This window comes from Mycobacterium asiaticum (assembly GCF_001668675.1).
GTDB classification, from domain to species: Bacteria; Actinomycetota; Actinomycetes; order Mycobacteriales; family Mycobacteriaceae; genus Mycobacterium; species Mycobacterium asiaticum_D.
Genome location: NZ_LZKQ01000211.1, coordinates 17695 through 33092, shown reverse-complemented (window position 1 = coordinate 33092; position 15398 = coordinate 17695). Strand labels below are relative to the sequence as shown.

Genomic DNA, 15398 nt, shown 5'->3' with positions numbered 1-15398 from the left:
TGACCGGCCATGTTCTCGGCGAAACCTGTCGAGGCGAGGTGCCGGAAGGCCACCGCGAGCGCCTGCTCGTCGGACAGATCCACCCCGATCGGCGGGACGACGGCCGGCGCCCACACCTCCAGACCGCCTCGGCGTGGGTTAGGAGAATTCACTGCCGGCCTCCATCCTGGATCGGACATCTTCGCGCAGTTGGCCTTTGGCGATTTTGCCGCCGGAGGACCGGGGCAGCTCGTCCACCACGACGAGCTCTTCGGGCAGCAATTCCTTGGATACCCCGAGTGACAGTAGATGGGCGACGAGATCGTCGAGGTCGAGGGTGTGGGAGTCGACGAGTTCGGCGTACAGGCAGACCTTTTCACCAAACACCGGGTCGGGCATCGCGACCGCCGCCGCCACCGCAACCGCCGGATGCGTCATCACCGCATCCTCCACCTGGCCGGCGCTGATGTTCTTGCCGCCCCGCAGGATGAAGTCGGAGGTCCGCCCGGTCACGCGCAGGTACCCGTCCGCGTCGATCTCGCAGATGTCGCCCATCCGCATCCACCCGTCGCGGGTGAACAACTTGTCGTGGTCGGTCCCGTTCAGGTAGCCGAGGCTGGTCGCCGGACCACGGCAGGCCGGCTGCCCGTGTCCGGTCTGGGTGACGTCCTGCTCACCGTCGAAGAGGCGCACCGACATCTCCGGCACGATGCGGCCGGCGGTGCGCAGTCGACGGTCCGGCGGGTCGTCCAACGTGGTCCCGCTGAGCAACCCGGTCTCGTTGGAGCCGTAGAACTGCAGAATCTTTGCCCCGGTCAGTTCCTCGAATTCCCGCGCCGGCCGGTACGGCAGCGCCTCTCCCCCGGTGAACACCACCCGCAGCGAACTCAGGTTGTACTCCCGACAGCCGGGATCGGCCATGATCATCGTCAATTGTGTACTGACGCAACACAATACGCTGGCCCGGTAGCGGGCTATGGCCGCGCAGGCCGCCCTTGCGCTGAACCGCTGCAGGAGCACCGCGGTGGCACCGAGCTGGATGGGGGTGGTGTGGCTGGTCCAGATCCCGAACCCGAACGGCATGGGTATGACCGGCAGGAAGATGTCGTCGGGCGTCAGCAGCCCGTTGCCGACCGCCTTCTGGTGGAAGTAGTGCCAGCGGTTCTGGGTGTGCACCACGCATTTGGGCAGCCCGGTGGTGCCCGAGGTGGAGTTGATCAGGAAGACGTCGTCGGGACCGAGCCGCGCACCGGCTGTCCGGCGCGCCACGTCGACATCCAGACGTAATGCGCCGCCCTGCTGGCACAGCAGCAGGACGGGCGTGGACTGGTCGGCCGCCACCTCCGCCGCGGCAGCGCTGCGGGGTTGGTCGCTGATCAGCACTTTCGGCCCGGTGGTCCGCAGTAGGCGACGAACCTCGCGGGTCCCGGCGCGCGCACCGATCCCGACCACCACCGCGCCGCAGCGTTCGACGGCGACGAACAGCGCGTGGATCGCCGCCGAGTCGCCATGCCACACCGCGACCCGGTCGCCCCAGACCACGCCGCAGCCGGCCAGTTGCTCGGCCAGAGCCGTTGCGGCCGCATCGAATTCGGCCCAGGTCAGGACGCGGTCGTCGGGATCGTCCAAGTCGTGTTGCGGTACATCGATGTAGGCCGGGCGGTCCGGCCATGTTGCGGCGTTCGAACGCACCGCGTCGGACAGCGTCGATGACGACCACCAGCCCTCGGTGCGATACCGCGCCACGTCGTCGGCGGTGAACGCCGGTGACCGCACGATGTGCGGCGCGCCGGCGGTCATACTGCAAATGATAGGTAAGCGACCCGTGATCCAGATCACCGCTGCCGCGGCCCGTAGAGCGCGGGCCTCCGGCAGCCGATCAGGGCGATTTTGCTACCTAAGCCCCACGCTCGGCACAATGGCGCAAAGCGCTGCGGCGAGTTGCCCTGACCAGGACTCCAAGGATTCGCCAAGAAGGCTCCAAGGCGGGGCCGGGAGTCTGACCCGGGCCATCTGCGCCCTGACCGCCGCCCGAGAAGACCGCACAGGAGTACGAGGACCCCCATGGCGATCGTCGATCAACCGACCCACCAGCACCCGCACTTCCCGGGGCCCCACCCGCCAGCAGCGCACAGCCTTCCTCCGCACCGCCACCCGTGGGAGATCGGGCTCCTCGTCCTGGTCATCGTTTCCAGCGCCCTGCTCTACCTCATCGCATTCGCGGTGGTGGTATCCGGCAAGGTCAGCGTGCTGTGGCTGTCGGTGCTGGCCGCCCCGATCCTGCTGTACCTGGGACGTGGCCTGAACTACGGCCAGCAGCGGGCGAACGGTGTCAAAATGTCCCCCACCCAGTTCCCCGAGGGCTACTGGCTGGTCGTCGAGGCCGCCCAGCGGTTCGGGCTCGCCGAGGTGCCGGACGCCTACGTCGTCCTGGGGAACGGCCAGATCAATGCCTTCGCCAGCGGCCACGGCTTCCGGCGTTACGTGGTGGTCTACAGCGACCTGTTCGAGATCGGCGGCCAGGCCCGCGACCCGGAGGCGCTGGCGTTCGTCATCGGCCACGAGGTCGGCCACATCGCCGCCGGGCACGCGTCGTACTGGCGCCAGCTGAGCCAGCTGGCCATGAAGATCCCGTTCCTCGGCCAGGCGCTGTCCCGGTCGATGGAGTACACCGCCGACAACTACGGCTATGCGTTCCGCCCGGAAGGGGCCCGGCGCGCCATCGGCGTCCTCAGTGCCGGGAAATACCTGCTGCGCTGGGTCGACTTCGACGGTATGGCCGACCGCGCCGGGTCCGAGACTGGCTTTTTCGTCTGGCTGGCCAACATGCTGGCATCGCATCCGGTGAACACCTGGCGCGCCGCGGCCCTGCGCAACCGCGTGGTGGCGGGGTCGCTGTTCTTCCGGCCCCAGCTACCACCCGCAATGCCGGGGCCGTGGGTGCCGAACCACCACCCGGGCTGGCCACACTAGTACGCACGCAACACCAGCGCGGTAACGTCGTCGCGGTGTGCGATCAGCTCCCGCGGGGAAAACACTGAGATGACTTCGGATAAGCACCAGCTGGCGAAGCGAATGGCCACCCTGGCCCAGACCGTGGCCCTGCCGAACAAGGTCGACGACATCCTGGCCACCGTCACCGCGACCGCCGTCGAGCTGATCCCCGGCGCAGACACCGCCGGAGTGTTGCTGATCCGGGCCAACGGCAAGTTCGAGTCGGTCGGCGACGTCACCGAGCTGCCGGCCAAGCTCGACGCGCTGCAGCACGACCTGCAGGAGGGCCCCTGCACGCAGGCCGCCCTGGCGGACACCATCGTTCGGACCGACGACTTCCGGTCGGAGACACGCTGGCCGCGGTACGCACCGGCGGCGGTCGAGCTGGGTGTGCTCAGCGGCCTGTCGTTCAAGTTGTTCACCGCCGAGCGCACCGCGGGCGCGCTGAACCTGTTCGCATCTCAGCCCCACGCGTTCGACGCCGACGCGGAAACGGTGGGAGCCGTGCTCGCCGCGCACGCCGCGGCGGCCATCCAGGCCGGCCGCCATGACGAGCAGATGCAGGCCGCCCTGGCCAGCAGAGACCGGATCGGTCAGGCCAAGGGCATCATCATGGAGCGTTACGCGGTCGACGAGGTCCGCGCCTTCGAGATGCTGCGCCTACTTTCCCAGGAAAGCAACGACAAACTCGTCGACATCGCGCACCGGGTCATCGAAACCCGCGGCGCGGGCGACTAGCTCAGCCGCCGCCCTTCAAGCGGATCTTCCAGCGCACGAAGCCCAGGTAGAAGATGCTCAGCACCACCAGCATCGCCATGTCGAAGGTCCAGGCACCTGCCGTGTGTTTCCAGTGCGAGTCCTTGGGCACCTGCGGCACCGGACACAACTTCGTCAGGTCGATGGTCGATGCCGAGGTGGCGAAGCCCCACCGCGCCGGGGTGAGCCAGGACATCTGATCGAGGCCCAGGCGGTTGGTGACCGGAATCATGCCGCCGGAGAACACCAGCTGCGACATGACGGCCACCACCAGCAGCGGCATGATTTGCTCGTTGGATTTCGCCACCGACGACAAGACCAACCCCAGCATCGCCGAGGCGACGGTGGTTGCCGCGATGTCGACGTACAACTCAATGGCTGAACTGCCGAGCAGGACGGCGCTCTCCTTCGGACCCGGCTTGCCGAGCAGCGCGATCACCGTGACGATCGCCGACTGAATGAGCGCGAGCACGGTGTACACGCACACCTTGGCCAGCAGATAGGCGGTGGTCGACAATCCGACGGCCTGTTCGCGCAGGAAGATGGCGCGCTCCCCGATCAGGTCGCGGATCGTCAGCGCCGTCCCCATGAAGACCGCACCGACGTTGAGCAGCACCAGAATCTGGGCCGGCTCGGTGGGTGCCTCACTGGTCAGCGGCGGCGCGTTGAAGCCGACATCGCCGGGCACCGACATGGACAGCGCACCCATGATGAACGGCAATATCGCCAGGAAGATGAAGTATCCGCGGTCGGAAATGATCAGCCGCAACTGCCGCCTGGCGATCGTCGAGAACTGCCGGACCAGGCTGGTGTGCGCGGCCTCGCCGAGCTCGGCGGGTTGTTCCGTCGGCGGTGCCGGCGGCGGCGGACCCGTCTGCGCGAGATAGCGGGCCTTGGCGCCGTCCGGGTCTTCGGCCACCGAGCTGAAGATGTCCGCCCAGTTGGTCGTCCCCATGGCCGGCCCGATCTGGCTGGGCGGCCCGCAGAACGCGGTCTTGCCGCCGGGGGCCAGCAGCAGCACCTGGTCGCACACATCCAGGTAGGTCAGCGAGTGGGTGACCACCAGCACCACACGACCGGCGTCGGCCAACTGGCGCAGCATGGTCATGACCTGGCGGTCCAGCGCGGGGTCCAGGCCGGAGGTGGGCTCGTCGAGGATCAGCAGCGACGGGCCCGTCAGCAGCTCCAGCGCCACCGAGGCGCGCTTGCGCTGACCGCCGGAGAGCTTGTCCACCCGGGTTTCGAGGTGCTTGGTCATCTCGAGTTCCTCGAGGACCCTGGCCACCACTTGTTCGCGGTCCTCCTTGGTGGTGTCCGGCGGCAGGCGCAACTCGGCGGCGTACATCAGGGCTTGCTTGACGGTCAGCTGCCCGTGCACCACGTCGTCCTGGGGCACCATGCCGATTCTGCTGCGCAGTGAGGCGTATTCGGCGTGCACGTTGTGCCCCTCGAACGCCACCGTGCCGCTGGTGGGGTGGGTGTATCCGGCGACCAGCTTGGCGAAGGTCGACTTGCCCGCGCCCGACGGCCCGATGACCGCGGTGAGCATCCCGGGCCGAGCGGTCAGCGAGATGTTGTCCAGCAGCGTCTTGTTGCCCTCGATCGTCCAGGTGACGCCCCGTACGTCGAGGCCACCGGTGCGCGTTTCGAGCAGGCTTTCCTCGCGCCGGGAGAGCGCGCCGTTGGCGAAGACGAGGTCGATGTTGCCGATCGTCACCACGTCGCCGTCGCGCAACTGCGCGGAATCGACGCGGGCACCGTTGACGAAGGTGCCGTTGATGCTGCGGTTGTCGCGGATCTCGGTGCCGTGCGGTCCCGGGATCAGCGTGGCGTGGTGGCGGGAGGCCAGCACCTCGGGAATGACGATGTCGTTGTCGTCGGCGCGACCGATCTTCACCGCGCCTGGTGGCAGGTCACCCGCGCTCCGGCCGGGCCGCAGGATCTTCATCATCGAGGTCCTGCTGCCCGCTTCGGCCGTGCGACCGATTACCGGGGGCGGTTGTTGCTGCGCCGAGGATCGGTAGATCTGCGGAGCAGGCTGCGGCCCACTCGGGTATTGACCGCCCGGTGGGTGCATCTGCTGCGGACCGGACGGGTACCTGGGTTGCGCGCCGCTGGGCGGCGACGGCATCCGGGTGGTCGACGGTTGCTGAGGCGGCCCGCCCCAGTTGGCACCGCTCGGCGGGCCGGACGGAATGGGCCCACTCGGCCTGGCCGGGATCGCCATCGCCGTCGTTGGTGGCGGCCGGCCCACGGACCCCTGGTCACGGCGGCCGACCTCGAAGTCCAGCGCCGGCCCGTCCGGGTTACCGATGTTGATGCGCTGACCGTCCTGGATGTCGACGGCCGGAACACGGCGGCCGTTGACGTACAGCCCGTTGAGGCTGCCATTGTCGATGGCGACCCATCGACCCTGGTCAAAGCGCAGCAGTAGGTGTACCCGGGATATCAGCGGATGCGCGACACGCACGTCGGCGCGCAGGTCGCGTCCAATGACTACGTCGTTACCTGCGGCGAAGGTGCGTTCAGCTCCGTCATACCGCACGGTCAGCACAGGCGGGGCGGCTGTTTGGGTCATCGCAGGCAACTCTATCGGCAGGAATGCCAACTGCAGAAGCAGAACGTGAAATATGGGTTACCGGCGGAACTTTGCCGCGTCACGGCAGTCCGTTGCTGCGCAGAATCTCCTCGCGGCATTGACGCCGGGTTTGGCCGGTCTGTTGCATGCAGATGCGGATCGGCCCCTCCTGCTCGATCGGCACCGGCGACTCGCTCGGTTCGGGCGCCGAGCTGACAGTCGCGCTGGCCACGGTGTTCTCGGTCAACGACCAGATCGTCGTGTCGGAGTCCTGCAGCTTCGAGCAGTACGCGGTGGCGCCGGTCTTGGTCATGCCGGTGCTGCCCAGGGGCGCGCACACCGCGCCGATCGCGACGACGGGTACGGGAACCGCCGGGCCGGTGGTGGCGGGCCCCGTCGCGGTCGGCGTGGTTTGCTGCGCGGGTGCGGACGCGGGGGCGGACGTGGCCGCGGACGAGGTCCGCGCCCCGGGCGCGGCGTGCTCTTCCTCGTCGGCCCGCTCGTACTCACGAATCGCCAGCGCAACGGCGATGACCAGCAGAATCGCCAGCACGGCGGGAATCAGAACGGCGGCGGGACGCAGCGAGCCCTTGGGTCGTGCGGTGATGGGCATTGAGGCGCTGGTGGCCTCCGCGTCGCCGACGTCGCCGAGGTGATGACCGAGGGCCCGCGCGAAATCGACGCACCGCAAATACCGATCCTTGGGATCCTTGGCCAACGCCTTGGCGAACACCGGGTCGAGGTTGGCCAGCGCGGGCCGGCGGTCGCCGATGGCCGGGGGCGACGCGCTGAGGTGCTGACTGATCACCACGGCGGGGTTCGAATGCTGAAACGGTGGCGCGCCGGTCAACAGCTGGAACGCCGACGCCGCCAGCGCGTACTGGTCGGCGCGCCCGTCCAGGTCGTTGCCCATCAGCTGTTCGGGGGCGGCGTAGGCCACGGTGCCGACGGTCATGTTCGTGGCGGTCAATCCGGTGGACTCACCGACCAGGCCGGCAATCCCGAAATCCGCCAACATGATTCGTCGGTCCGGCGAGTCGGGCCGGGCGATCAGGATGTTCGCCGGCTTGACGTCGCGGTGCAGCAGCTTGTGCTCGTGGGCGTAGTCGAGCGCCTCGGCCACCGCGGTGATGATCTCGACGACCGCCGGGCCCGGCATGCCGCCCGTGTACCGGTCTTCCAGCAACTGGCCGGCGTCGGTTCCGTCGACGTAGTCCATGTCGATCCACAGCTGGCCGTCCGTCTCACCCCGGTCGTGCACGGCGACGATGTGCTGATGCCACAGAGCGGCCGCCGTGTCGGCTTCGCGGTGGAACCGCTCCCGGTATTCGCGGTCGGCGGAGACGTCGGTCCGCAGCACCTTGAGCGCGTCCTGCCGGGGCAGTCGTGGGTGCCGGGCCAGGTAAACCTCGCCCATTCCGCCGGATCCCAGCCGCCTGATGATGGTGTATCCGGCAAACGTCGAACCTTCGTCGAGCGCCATGGCGGCATAGTAGCCCGCAGTGCCAGCCGGGAAACCGAGGATGTCCGCGCCGCCGCCACGCCGGAGTTTTGTCCCTGGGGCACCGGGTAATCCGGCGTCCATGTACGACCGCGCACAATTCCCCGACGATGTGCCCATCCCCGACGCGGCTGAGCAGCAGCGGCCCACCGCCGATTCGCTGGCAGAGGAGGAGTTCGAGGTTGATGACTCCGGCGATGTGCCGCTGGAGGCGGACGCGGCGGACTGGCAGGAACAGCAGCAGCCGGTGCCGATAGATCCCGAGCTGGAAGAGCCCGATCAGCGCGACTGAGGGCCGGATCGCCGACCTGTCCTGCTCGGTGGAAGCGGACTGTAAATGGGCCGTCAAACTTTCGTAAAAAAGGCCTGCAAAGGGCCTGGCCGGGTCGCGCCCGGGACCCGGTCGGCATACGTTTGGATCGGCCGTCGATCAGGGGGCACCTTGGCCAGTCCCCCGTCGTAAGGAGGTAGTCATGCCGAAGGTTGAGGCGCGACTCCGCCAGCAGTTGCGCAATTACGCCGTCGAGTTGCGCCAGGTGGCCTACACCCTGCCCAACGGGGTGGGCGAGCATGATCTGCTCCGGTTGTCCGACCAGATGCGTGCCGCTGCCGATCAGGTCGGGTCCGTCAGGGCCTGACGGCCGGTGCTCAGCTGACCGTCACCGGGATCCCGTTCAGGACCCCGTTACCGGACGGCTCGTCGACGAACGTCGGCGGCGACAGCACATTGGTGTTGACCCCGGGTGAGCCGCTGGCCACCGACAGCCGGGTCCCCGGCTTGTCGTGTCCCCAGCCGTGCGGCATCGACACCACACCCGGCCTGATCGCATCGGTGATCTCGACCGGCACCTTGATCTCGCCGGACTCGGACTTGACCGTGACGATGTCCTCGTCGGAGATGCGGCAGCGGGCAGCGTCCTGCGGATGCATCAGCAGGGTGCAGCGGTCCTTGCCCTTCATCAGCGACGGCACGTTGTGCAGCCAGGAGTTGTTGGAGCGCAGGTGCCGACGGTTGACCAGCAGAAGCGGGTCGGCCGGCCGGTCCAACCGGGCGGCGAGCCGGGGCAGGTCGTCAAGCAGGTACTGCGGCGCGAGCCGAATCTTCTTGTCGGGGGTGCCGAGGATCTCGGGCAGCTGCGGGACCATCGGCCCGAAATCGATTCCGTTCGGATTGGCCTTGAGGAGTTCCAGCGTCAGCCCGCCCGGGTTCTCGCCGTAGCGATCACCGAAGGGGCCGGTACGCAGGGTGAGGTCCAGCATTCGTTCGGGTCCGCCCTGGTCTTTGGGTCCGCCCTGGTCGTAGCGCCGGCGGATGCTGGCACCGTCGAAGCCCCGGGTGAATGCCAGATAGTCGAAGAAGCCGTCGTCGATGGCGGCGACGTCGACCTCCTCGGCGGGGGTGCCGGTGCACAGGCCCGTCAGCCGGATCAGGATCTCCCACTCATGCGGGCGGTCCCCGGGGTCGAACACCGGCGCGGAGTAATTGGCAAAGCTGCGAATGGCGAACTGCAGCACCAGGTCGTCGTGGTGCGGCTGCTCGAGCGGCGACAGACCGGGCAGGATCACATCGGCGTGCCGGGTGGTCTCGTTCACCCAATTGTCAACGGAGATCATGGCTTCCAGCATCGGCAGGGCTTCGTCCAGCTTGTCGCCGGCCGGCGAGGACAGCACCGGGTTGCCCGCGACGGTGATCAGCGCCTTGAGTTGCCCCTCCCCCGGTGTGGCTATCTCCTCGACCAGGCACGACACCGGAACCTGGCCCAGGACTTCCTTCGCCCCGCGCACCCGCGTTTGCCAGCGGCCGAATTCCGGTGCGCCGCCTTCCAGTCCTGGCAACGGCTGGGTGGTGATGGACCAGGCCGCAGGCCGCGGGAACATGGCGCCGCCCGGCACGTCGAAATGCCCGGTGAGAATGTTGATGACGTCGACCAGCCAGCTGGCCAGGCTGCCGAATTCCTGGTTGCAGAGCCCGATCCGGCCGTATACCACCGATTTTTCGGTGCCGGCCAGTTCCCAGGCCAACTCTTTGATGCGCTCCTCGTCGATACCGGTGACCGCACTCACCCGGCTCGGCGGCCACTCGGCGGCGACCGTGCGCATCGCGTCCAGGCCCTCGACGTATGGCGCTGCCTGCACCAGCCCCTCGGCGAAGAGTGTGTGCGCGACCGCCAGCAGCAGCGCCGCGTCGGTGCCGGGCACGATGGGTAGCCACTCGCTGGCGTGGGCGGCGGTGACGGTGCGCACCGGGTCGACCACAATCACCTTGCCGCGCTTGACAATCGCATCGATCAGCCCCATGACATTCGGCGCGGCCAGCAGTGAGCCCTGTGATGCCGCGGGGTTGGCGCCCATGATCACGAGCAGGTCGGTTCGTTCGATGTCGGGTACCGGGAAGTTCCACCAGCCGCCATACATCAGATGTGACGACAGATTCTTCGGCCACTGATCGACGGTGCCCGGCGAGTAGGTGACCGGCATCCCGGACATGCCCAGCAGCACACCCGTGTACCGGGCCAACGAGAACGAGTGAGCCAGCGGGTTGCCCGTGTAGGCGGTAACCGCACCGATGCCGTATTTGTTGATCACCGGTGTGAGCAGCTCGGTGCAGCGACGGAACGCCGCGTCCCAAGTCACTTCCTGAAATTGTCCGTCGACCTTGATCAGCGGCTGCCGGATTCGGTCGGGGTCGTCGTGCAGGCCGGCCAAGGAGGCGCCCTTAGGGCAGATGTGACCGCGGCTCCATACGTCGTCCCGGTTGCCGCGGATGCCGGCTACTTTGCCGTCTTGTACTCGAATCTCCAAGCCGCACATGGCTTCACACAGTGGGCAGGTGTGCAGGTACCTGCCGTCTCGGGGGCTGCTCACCCACCCACTGTATTCCGCTACTGCGGGTATCGGAAGGCCTAGACGTAGCCCAGCGCCACGTTCTCGGCGCGGATGCGGACGTTGAGCACCGCGGCGTTGGCGGCGCTGAACACCAACGCCGTGACCCAGGCCGAATGCACCAGCGGCAGGGCCGCCACCTCCGCCGCGACGGCGGTGTAGTTGGGGTGCCGAATCCATTTGTAGATCCCGGCGGTGACCAGCGGCGCACCTGGAATCACGATCAGTCGCGGATTCCAGCGCTTACCCAGGGTCGCGACACAGCGCCACCGAACGACCGTGCTCAGCGCGACGATCGCGACCATGGGCCAGCCCAGCCAGGTAATGAACGGGCGGTGCAGTGCCCAGACCTCACCGACGCACGAGACGAGGAGCAGGCCGTGCATGCTGACCATCACCGGATAGTGACCGCGGCCGAACTCCCGGCCGCCCTGCGCAATCGACCATGCCGCGTTGCGCCTGGCGACCACGAGCTCAACGACTCGTTCGGCGGCGATGGCCAGGATGAACAGGTAGTAGAACATGTCCTGTCCCCTCACCAGCGCAGCAGCAGCAGTTCGAAGCAGAAGCCGGGGCCCATTGCCATCATGACTCCGAACGAACCGTCCGACGGCGGGTCGGCAATCGTCCGGCGCAGCACGTCAAGCACCGATGCCGAAGAAATGTTGCCGTTCTCCCGCATGGAGTTTCGGCTGTGTGCCACGGCTTCGGGTGGCAGACCGAGCGCGTTCTCGATGGAGTCGAGGACCTTCGGCCCGCCGGGATGGCAGATCCATGCCGAGATGTCGGCGATCGACAACCCGTTCTCGGCAAGGAAGTCGTCGACCTCGCCGCGCAGGTAGTCGTCGGCCATCTGCGGGACCTCCCGGCCCATCACCAGCCCGAATCCGTTGGAGCTGATGTCCCAGCCCATCACGCTGATGGTGTCCGGAATGACCCGGCTGCGGGTGGCGATGACCTGAGGCTGACGGAACGCGGTGTGTCCCTGCGGAACGCGATCGGCACCGGTCGCGACTACCGCAGCGGCGCCGTCGCCGAACAGACACACGCCGATCAGCGCGGGGATGGAGACATCGTCACGCTGCAAGGTCAGCGAGCACAGCTCCACCGACAACAGCACCACCACGTCGCCGGGGAAACCGCGTAGGTAGTCGTGCACCCGAGCCATCCCCGCAGCACCCGCCACGCAGCCCAGCCCGAGCAGTGGAATGCGCTTGACGTCGGGCCGCAGTCCGACCCGCGAGATCAGTCGCGCGTCGATAGTCGGTACCGCCATCCCGGTGCTGGAGACGACCACGATTGCGTCCACTTCGCGTGGTTCGATGCCGGCCGCGTCCAGCGCCGAAAGTACTGCTCGCTCACCGAGTTCCGTCGCCACCTCGATGTAGGCGTTATTGGCTTCGGTGAAGCTGTTCAGCTCGGGGTAGCGCGCGAGCGGGAGGGCCAGATTGCGCTCGTCGACACCAGCGGTGCTCGCGAAGCGCATGAAATCCGGACCCGTCACCCGAGTCAGCACGCGTGCGACCTCGTCTTGATTGTGCCGGTGCGGCGGGAAGGCCACCGCGGTGCCGGCGATCCTGGGTGCGCCGTTGTCGCGGCGGCCGGCTTGGTCGGCTGATCGGGAATACGTTGTAACAGTCATAGTTGGGCCACGAGGACTGATGGCTCGTTAGTTCATCAAAAGACGGTTACCTGGAACACATTTCGCGTTTTCCGCTCCACACAACAGACTTGCAGCCGCCTCCGAGGTGTTTTTCAGCCATCGCGAGTATGGTGCCGTCGCTCTCCGAAGCCCTTGGCAAGCCTAATCTTTCGTGACCGCGCCGGTTCGGTACAGCTTGTTCGACGACCGCAGGGGGTGGCGGTGCGGCCCTCGGAGCCCCGCTCGCCGAGCCTGGGTGGCCTCGCCGCGCGGGGCACCACTCGCCTCGCGCCGGGCGCGACGGCCGAGCGGCGGCTGGCGCCGACATCGGTGCAAATATTTGGTTTTGCAGGTGTGAACATCGGTGTGGTGGGGAATCCGTTAGCTGACGTCTCGTCCGGCGCCACCCTTGTTCGTGAATTTACAGCCACTCGGTGAACGAGTGTATTGGTTGCTGCGAACGCTCAAACGTTAGACACGCGCTGATTATTAGGTATTTCGGTGTCGATGGGTTTGTTCCAGTAAACATCTGTGTACTCTTGGCATATGGCGGAACGCGGAGCCCAGCCCCAAGTACCACGTGGCCGTAGGTGGTTTCTGAAAGCGGTACGAAACCTGTTCAAGCCGCTGCAGCCCGACGACTACATCGAGATGATCAACCCGCTGTGGACCACGAAGGAGCTGCGCGGGAAGGTCGAGCGGGTCGAGCCGCAAGGCTCGGAGGCCGCAAGTGTGCTGATCCGGCCGGGCTATGAATGGCCGGGCCATAAACCGGGTCAGTACATCCGGCTCGGCCTGGTCATCGATGGCGTTTACCACTGGCGGGCGTACTCGCTCACCTCAGATCCGGAACCGGCCGATGGCCTGATCAGCGTGACACCCAAGAAGGTGGACAGCGGCGTCGTCTCGCCTTATCTGGTCGAACGGATCAAGCCCGGCGAGTTGGTGCGCCTCGGCGAGATCGAGGGTGTGTTCACGTTGCCCGACCCGTTGCCGGCCAAGATGCTGTTCATCAGCGCCGGCAGCGGCATCACGCCGATCATGAGCATGCTGCGCAGTCTCGACCATCGCGACGAGCTGAACGACGTGCTGGTCATTCACTCCGCCCGCACCCGCGAGCAGATCATGTTTCTCGCCGACCTCGAAGACCTCGCGAGCCGGCACGAAGGAATGCGACTGGACCTGCGGCTCACCTCGGATCGCGGCCGGCTCAAGCCCGGCGACCTGGATGAGGTATGTCCGGACTGGCGTGAGCGGGAGGCGTTCTGCTCGGGGCCGGAGGAAATGCTCGATGCGCTGATCGAGCACTGGGAGAACAACGGCGATCCGGATCGTCTGCACTTCGAGCGGTTCCAGCCGAAGATCGGCGGGGGCGCCGGCGACGGTGAGGGCGGTGAAGTCAGCTTCCTGAAGAGTGACAAGACCACCGAATGCGAGGGTGGCACTTCGATTTTGGAAGCCGGTGAGAACGCCGGGCTAGAGCTCAACTTCGGCTGCCGCATCGGCATCTGCCACACCTGTGTGGGGACGCTCAAGTCGGGGAAGGTCCGGGACCTGCGCTCCGGCGACGTCAGCGAGCCCACCGGACAGGACATCAGGATCTGCATCAACAGCGCCGAAGGCGACGTCGAACTCGAACTTTGATCGAAAGGATAGGCAATGACTTCAACCCTGGAACGTCCGAAAAGCCCGTTCGCCCACCTCGGTGAACAGGAGCGGGAAAAAATCGGTAAGGAATTCGACGCGATCCACGACGAGGTGTTCGCCGACCTCGGCGAGCGGGACCGCCGCTACATCAAGACGGTCATCTCCGTGCAACGCCAGATCGTGGTGGTCGGGCGCGTGCTGCTGCTGGGTTCGCGTTCGAAGACCGCCTGGCTCCTCGGGACTGCGTGTCTGGGTATGGCCAAGATCCTGGAAAACATGGAGATCGGCCATAACGTCATGCACGGGCAATGGGACTGGATGAACGATCCCGATATCCACTCATCGAAGTGGGACTGGGACACCGCGTCCACCGCCGAGTCGTGGAAGCATTCGCACAACTACATTCACCACACCTACACCAACATCTTGGGCAAGGATAAGGATCTCGGTTACGAGATCATGCGGATCGACCCGCAGCAGCCATGGCGCCCGTACTTCTTGGGGCAACCGCTCTACAACTTCCTGCTCACCATTCTGTTCGAGTGGGGCGTGGCGGTGCACGACATGGACATCGAAGCCATTCGGGCCCGCGAGAAGCCGTGGTCGGAGGTACGCAAGGACCTCAAAGGAATTGGCGTCAAGGCACGTTCCCAGGTCATCAAGGACTACATCGGGTGGCCGTTGATCAGCGCCGGGGCATTCACGCTGGTGCAGCTGGCGCTGGGCGGACGCCTCGAGCAGCCTGCCACATCACGGATCGGGCGGCGACTTCGCCGCATCTCGGCCAAGGGCCGGGTAGGCAAGACCGCAAGCTTCCTCGACAAGGTATCCGGCGCCGAGAGCACCTACCTGCGCACGCTGGCCGCCGATGCGCTGGCCAATGTCATCCGCAACGTCTGGGCCCACGCCATCATTTTCTGCGGCCACTTCCCCGACCAGACCTACACATTCACCGAGGAAGAGGTCGAGGACGAGACGCGCGGCGAATGGTACCTACGTCAGTTGGTGGGCGCGGCCAACATTGAGGGCAGTCCGCTGTTCCACGTCATCAGCGGCAATCTGGGCTATCAAGTCGAGCATCATCTGTATCCGGACATGCCCAGCAGTCGGTACTCCGAAATCGCACCGAAAGTCAAGGAGATCTGCGAGCGCTACGAGCTGCCGTACAACTCCGGCCGGTTCGGCAAGCAGTGGTTTACCGTGCACCGCACCATCTTTCGGCTGGCCTTTCCCGGCGGCAAGCCGCGGCCCAAGCCCGGGCCGTACCGGGGTAGCGAGCGGTCGTCGCAGACTCAGGAGCCCGGTGAGGCGAGCCGGTTCCGGGACCGGGTGCCTGCCGAGCACCCCGTCGCCGGCCCTGAGCACGAGTCCAGCGGCGTGGAGGTGCAGCCTCCCCCACGCGGCAAGGACTGAGCTCG

At 66.6% G+C, this 15398-nt stretch carries 12 protein-coding genes and 1 pseudogene; 6 read left to right on the top strand and 7 right to left on the bottom strand.

The features are described 5' to 3' along the window. Together A9X01_RS31450 and A9X01_RS18305 are read right to left on the bottom strand one after the other, a co-directional pair. A pseudogene (locus tag A9X01_RS31450) lies at positions 1–152 on the bottom strand (class II aldolase/adducin family protein); the annotation flags it as partial. Further along, positions 139–1779 (bottom strand): class I adenylate-forming enzyme family protein, encoded by a 1641-nt coding sequence (locus A9X01_RS18305; RefSeq protein ID WP_065122107.1) that lies wholly within the window; start codon positions 1777–1779, stop codon positions 139–141. The pseudogene A9X01_RS31450 and the gene A9X01_RS18305, both read right to left, overlap by 14 nt. Before the next feature lie 264 nt (positions 1780–2043). Here A9X01_RS18305 and A9X01_RS18300 point away from each other — a divergent pair, with 264 nt between their 5' ends. After that, positions 2044–2952 (top strand): M48 family metallopeptidase, encoded by a 909-nt coding sequence (locus tag A9X01_RS18300; RefSeq protein ID WP_065122106.1) that lies wholly within the window; start codon positions 2044–2046, stop codon positions 2950–2952. Positions 2953–3021: 69 nt separating this feature from the next. Further along, complete coding sequence (locus tag A9X01_RS18295; protein WP_065122105.1) at positions 3022–3711, top strand: GAF and ANTAR domain-containing protein; 690 nt, start codon at positions 3022–3024, stop codon at positions 3709–3711. Between the two features lies 1 nt (position 3712). Here the strand turns inward: A9X01_RS18295 and A9X01_RS18290 are convergent, their stop codons facing one another. Then, on the bottom strand, positions 3713–6307 hold the full coding sequence (locus tag A9X01_RS18290; protein WP_436405283.1) for an FHA domain-containing protein: 2595 nt from the start codon (positions 6305–6307) through the stop codon (positions 3713–3715). Positions 6308–6386: 79 nt separating this feature from the next. Continuing rightward, positions 6387–7790 carry a serine/threonine-protein kinase gene (locus A9X01_RS18285; RefSeq protein WP_065122113.1) on the bottom strand — a complete coding sequence of 468 codons (1404 nt, stop codon included), beginning with the start codon at positions 7788–7790 and terminating at the stop codon, positions 6387–6389. Between the two features lie 100 nt (positions 7791–7890). On the opposite strand from A9X01_RS18285, the gene A9X01_RS18280 reads away from it, so the two are divergent. Both A9X01_RS18280 and A9X01_RS30595 read left to right on the top strand, forming a co-directional pair. Beyond that, positions 7891–8100, top strand: a complete 210-nt coding sequence (locus A9X01_RS18280; protein WP_065122104.1) for a hypothetical protein — start codon at positions 7891–7893, stop codon at positions 8098–8100. A gap of 181 nt (positions 8101–8281) precedes the next feature. After that, on the top strand, positions 8282–8446 hold the full coding sequence (locus A9X01_RS30595) for a hypothetical protein (RefSeq protein ID WP_172832553.1): 165 nt from the start codon (positions 8282–8284) through the stop codon (positions 8444–8446). Between the two features lie 10 nt (positions 8447–8456). Here A9X01_RS30595 and A9X01_RS18275 read toward each other — a convergent pair whose 3' ends face one another. The 3 genes from A9X01_RS18275 to A9X01_RS18265 are packed head-to-tail and all read right to left on the bottom strand — an operon-like array spanning position 8457 to position 12333. Continuing rightward, the gene (locus tag A9X01_RS18275; RefSeq protein ID WP_081282455.1) at positions 8457–10673 is read right to left on the bottom strand and encodes a molybdopterin-dependent oxidoreductase; all 2217 of its coding nucleotides are present in this window, start codon (positions 10671–10673) and stop codon (positions 8457–8459) included. Positions 10674–10711: 38 nt separating this feature from the next. Continuing rightward, positions 10712–11215: an isoprenylcysteine carboxyl methyltransferase family protein gene (locus A9X01_RS18270; protein WP_065122102.1), complete on the bottom strand. Its 504-nt coding sequence runs from the start codon at positions 11213–11215 to the stop codon at positions 10712–10714. Positions 11216–11226: 11 nt separating this feature from the next. Continuing rightward, positions 11227–12333: a type III polyketide synthase gene (locus A9X01_RS18265; RefSeq protein WP_081282454.1), complete on the bottom strand. Its 1107-nt coding sequence runs from the start codon at positions 12331–12333 to the stop codon at positions 11227–11229. A gap of 546 nt (positions 12334–12879) precedes the next feature. On the opposite strand from A9X01_RS18265, the gene A9X01_RS18260 reads away from it, so the two are divergent. Together A9X01_RS18260 and A9X01_RS18255 are read left to right on the top strand one after the other, a co-directional pair. Next, on the top strand, positions 12880–13977 hold the full coding sequence (locus A9X01_RS18260) for a ferredoxin reductase (protein WP_065122101.1): 1098 nt from the start codon (positions 12880–12882) through the stop codon (positions 13975–13977). A 15-nt stretch (positions 13978–13992) separates the two neighbouring features. Then, entirely contained in the window at positions 13993–15393 is a 1401-nt protein-coding gene (locus A9X01_RS18255) for a fatty acid desaturase family protein (RefSeq protein ID WP_065122100.1), read from the top strand. The last annotated feature ends 5 nt before the right edge of the window (positions 15394–15398 follow it).

Excerpts from the sequence above, each read along its gene's own strand:
- A9X01_RS18305 (WP_065122107.1), bottom strand. The coding sequence starts at position 1,779 with ATGACCGCCGGCGCGCCGCACATCGTGCGGTCACCGGCGTTCACCGCC.
- A9X01_RS18300 (WP_065122106.1), top strand. The coding sequence starts at position 2,044 with ATGGCGATCGTCGATCAACCGACCCACCAGCACCCGCACTTCCCGGGG.
- A9X01_RS18295 (WP_065122105.1), top strand. The coding sequence starts at position 3,022 with ATGACTTCGGATAAGCACCAGCTGGCGAAGCGAATGGCCACCCTGGCC.
- A9X01_RS18290 (WP_436405283.1), bottom strand. The coding sequence starts at position 6,307 with ATGACCCAAACAGCCGCCCCGCCTGTGCTGACCGTGCGGTATGACGGA.
- A9X01_RS18285 (WP_065122113.1), bottom strand. The coding sequence starts at position 7,790 with ATGGCGCTCGACGAAGGTTCGACGTTTGCCGGATACACCATCATCAGG.
- A9X01_RS18280 (WP_065122104.1), top strand. The coding sequence starts at position 7,891 with ATGTACGACCGCGCACAATTCCCCGACGATGTGCCCATCCCCGACGCG.
- A9X01_RS30595 (WP_172832553.1), top strand. The coding sequence starts at position 8,282 with ATGCCGAAGGTTGAGGCGCGACTCCGCCAGCAGTTGCGCAATTACGCC.
- A9X01_RS18270 (WP_065122102.1), bottom strand. The coding sequence starts at position 11,215 with ATGTTCTACTACCTGTTCATCCTGGCCATCGCCGCCGAACGAGTCGTT.
- A9X01_RS18265 (WP_081282454.1), bottom strand. The coding sequence starts at position 12,333 with ATGACTGTTACAACGTATTCCCGATCAGCCGACCAAGCCGGCCGCCGC.
- A9X01_RS18260 (WP_065122101.1), top strand. The coding sequence starts at position 12,880 with ATGGCGGAACGCGGAGCCCAGCCCCAAGTACCACGTGGCCGTAGGTGG.
- A9X01_RS18255 (WP_065122100.1), top strand. The coding sequence starts at position 13,993 with ATGACTTCAACCCTGGAACGTCCGAAAAGCCCGTTCGCCCACCTCGGT.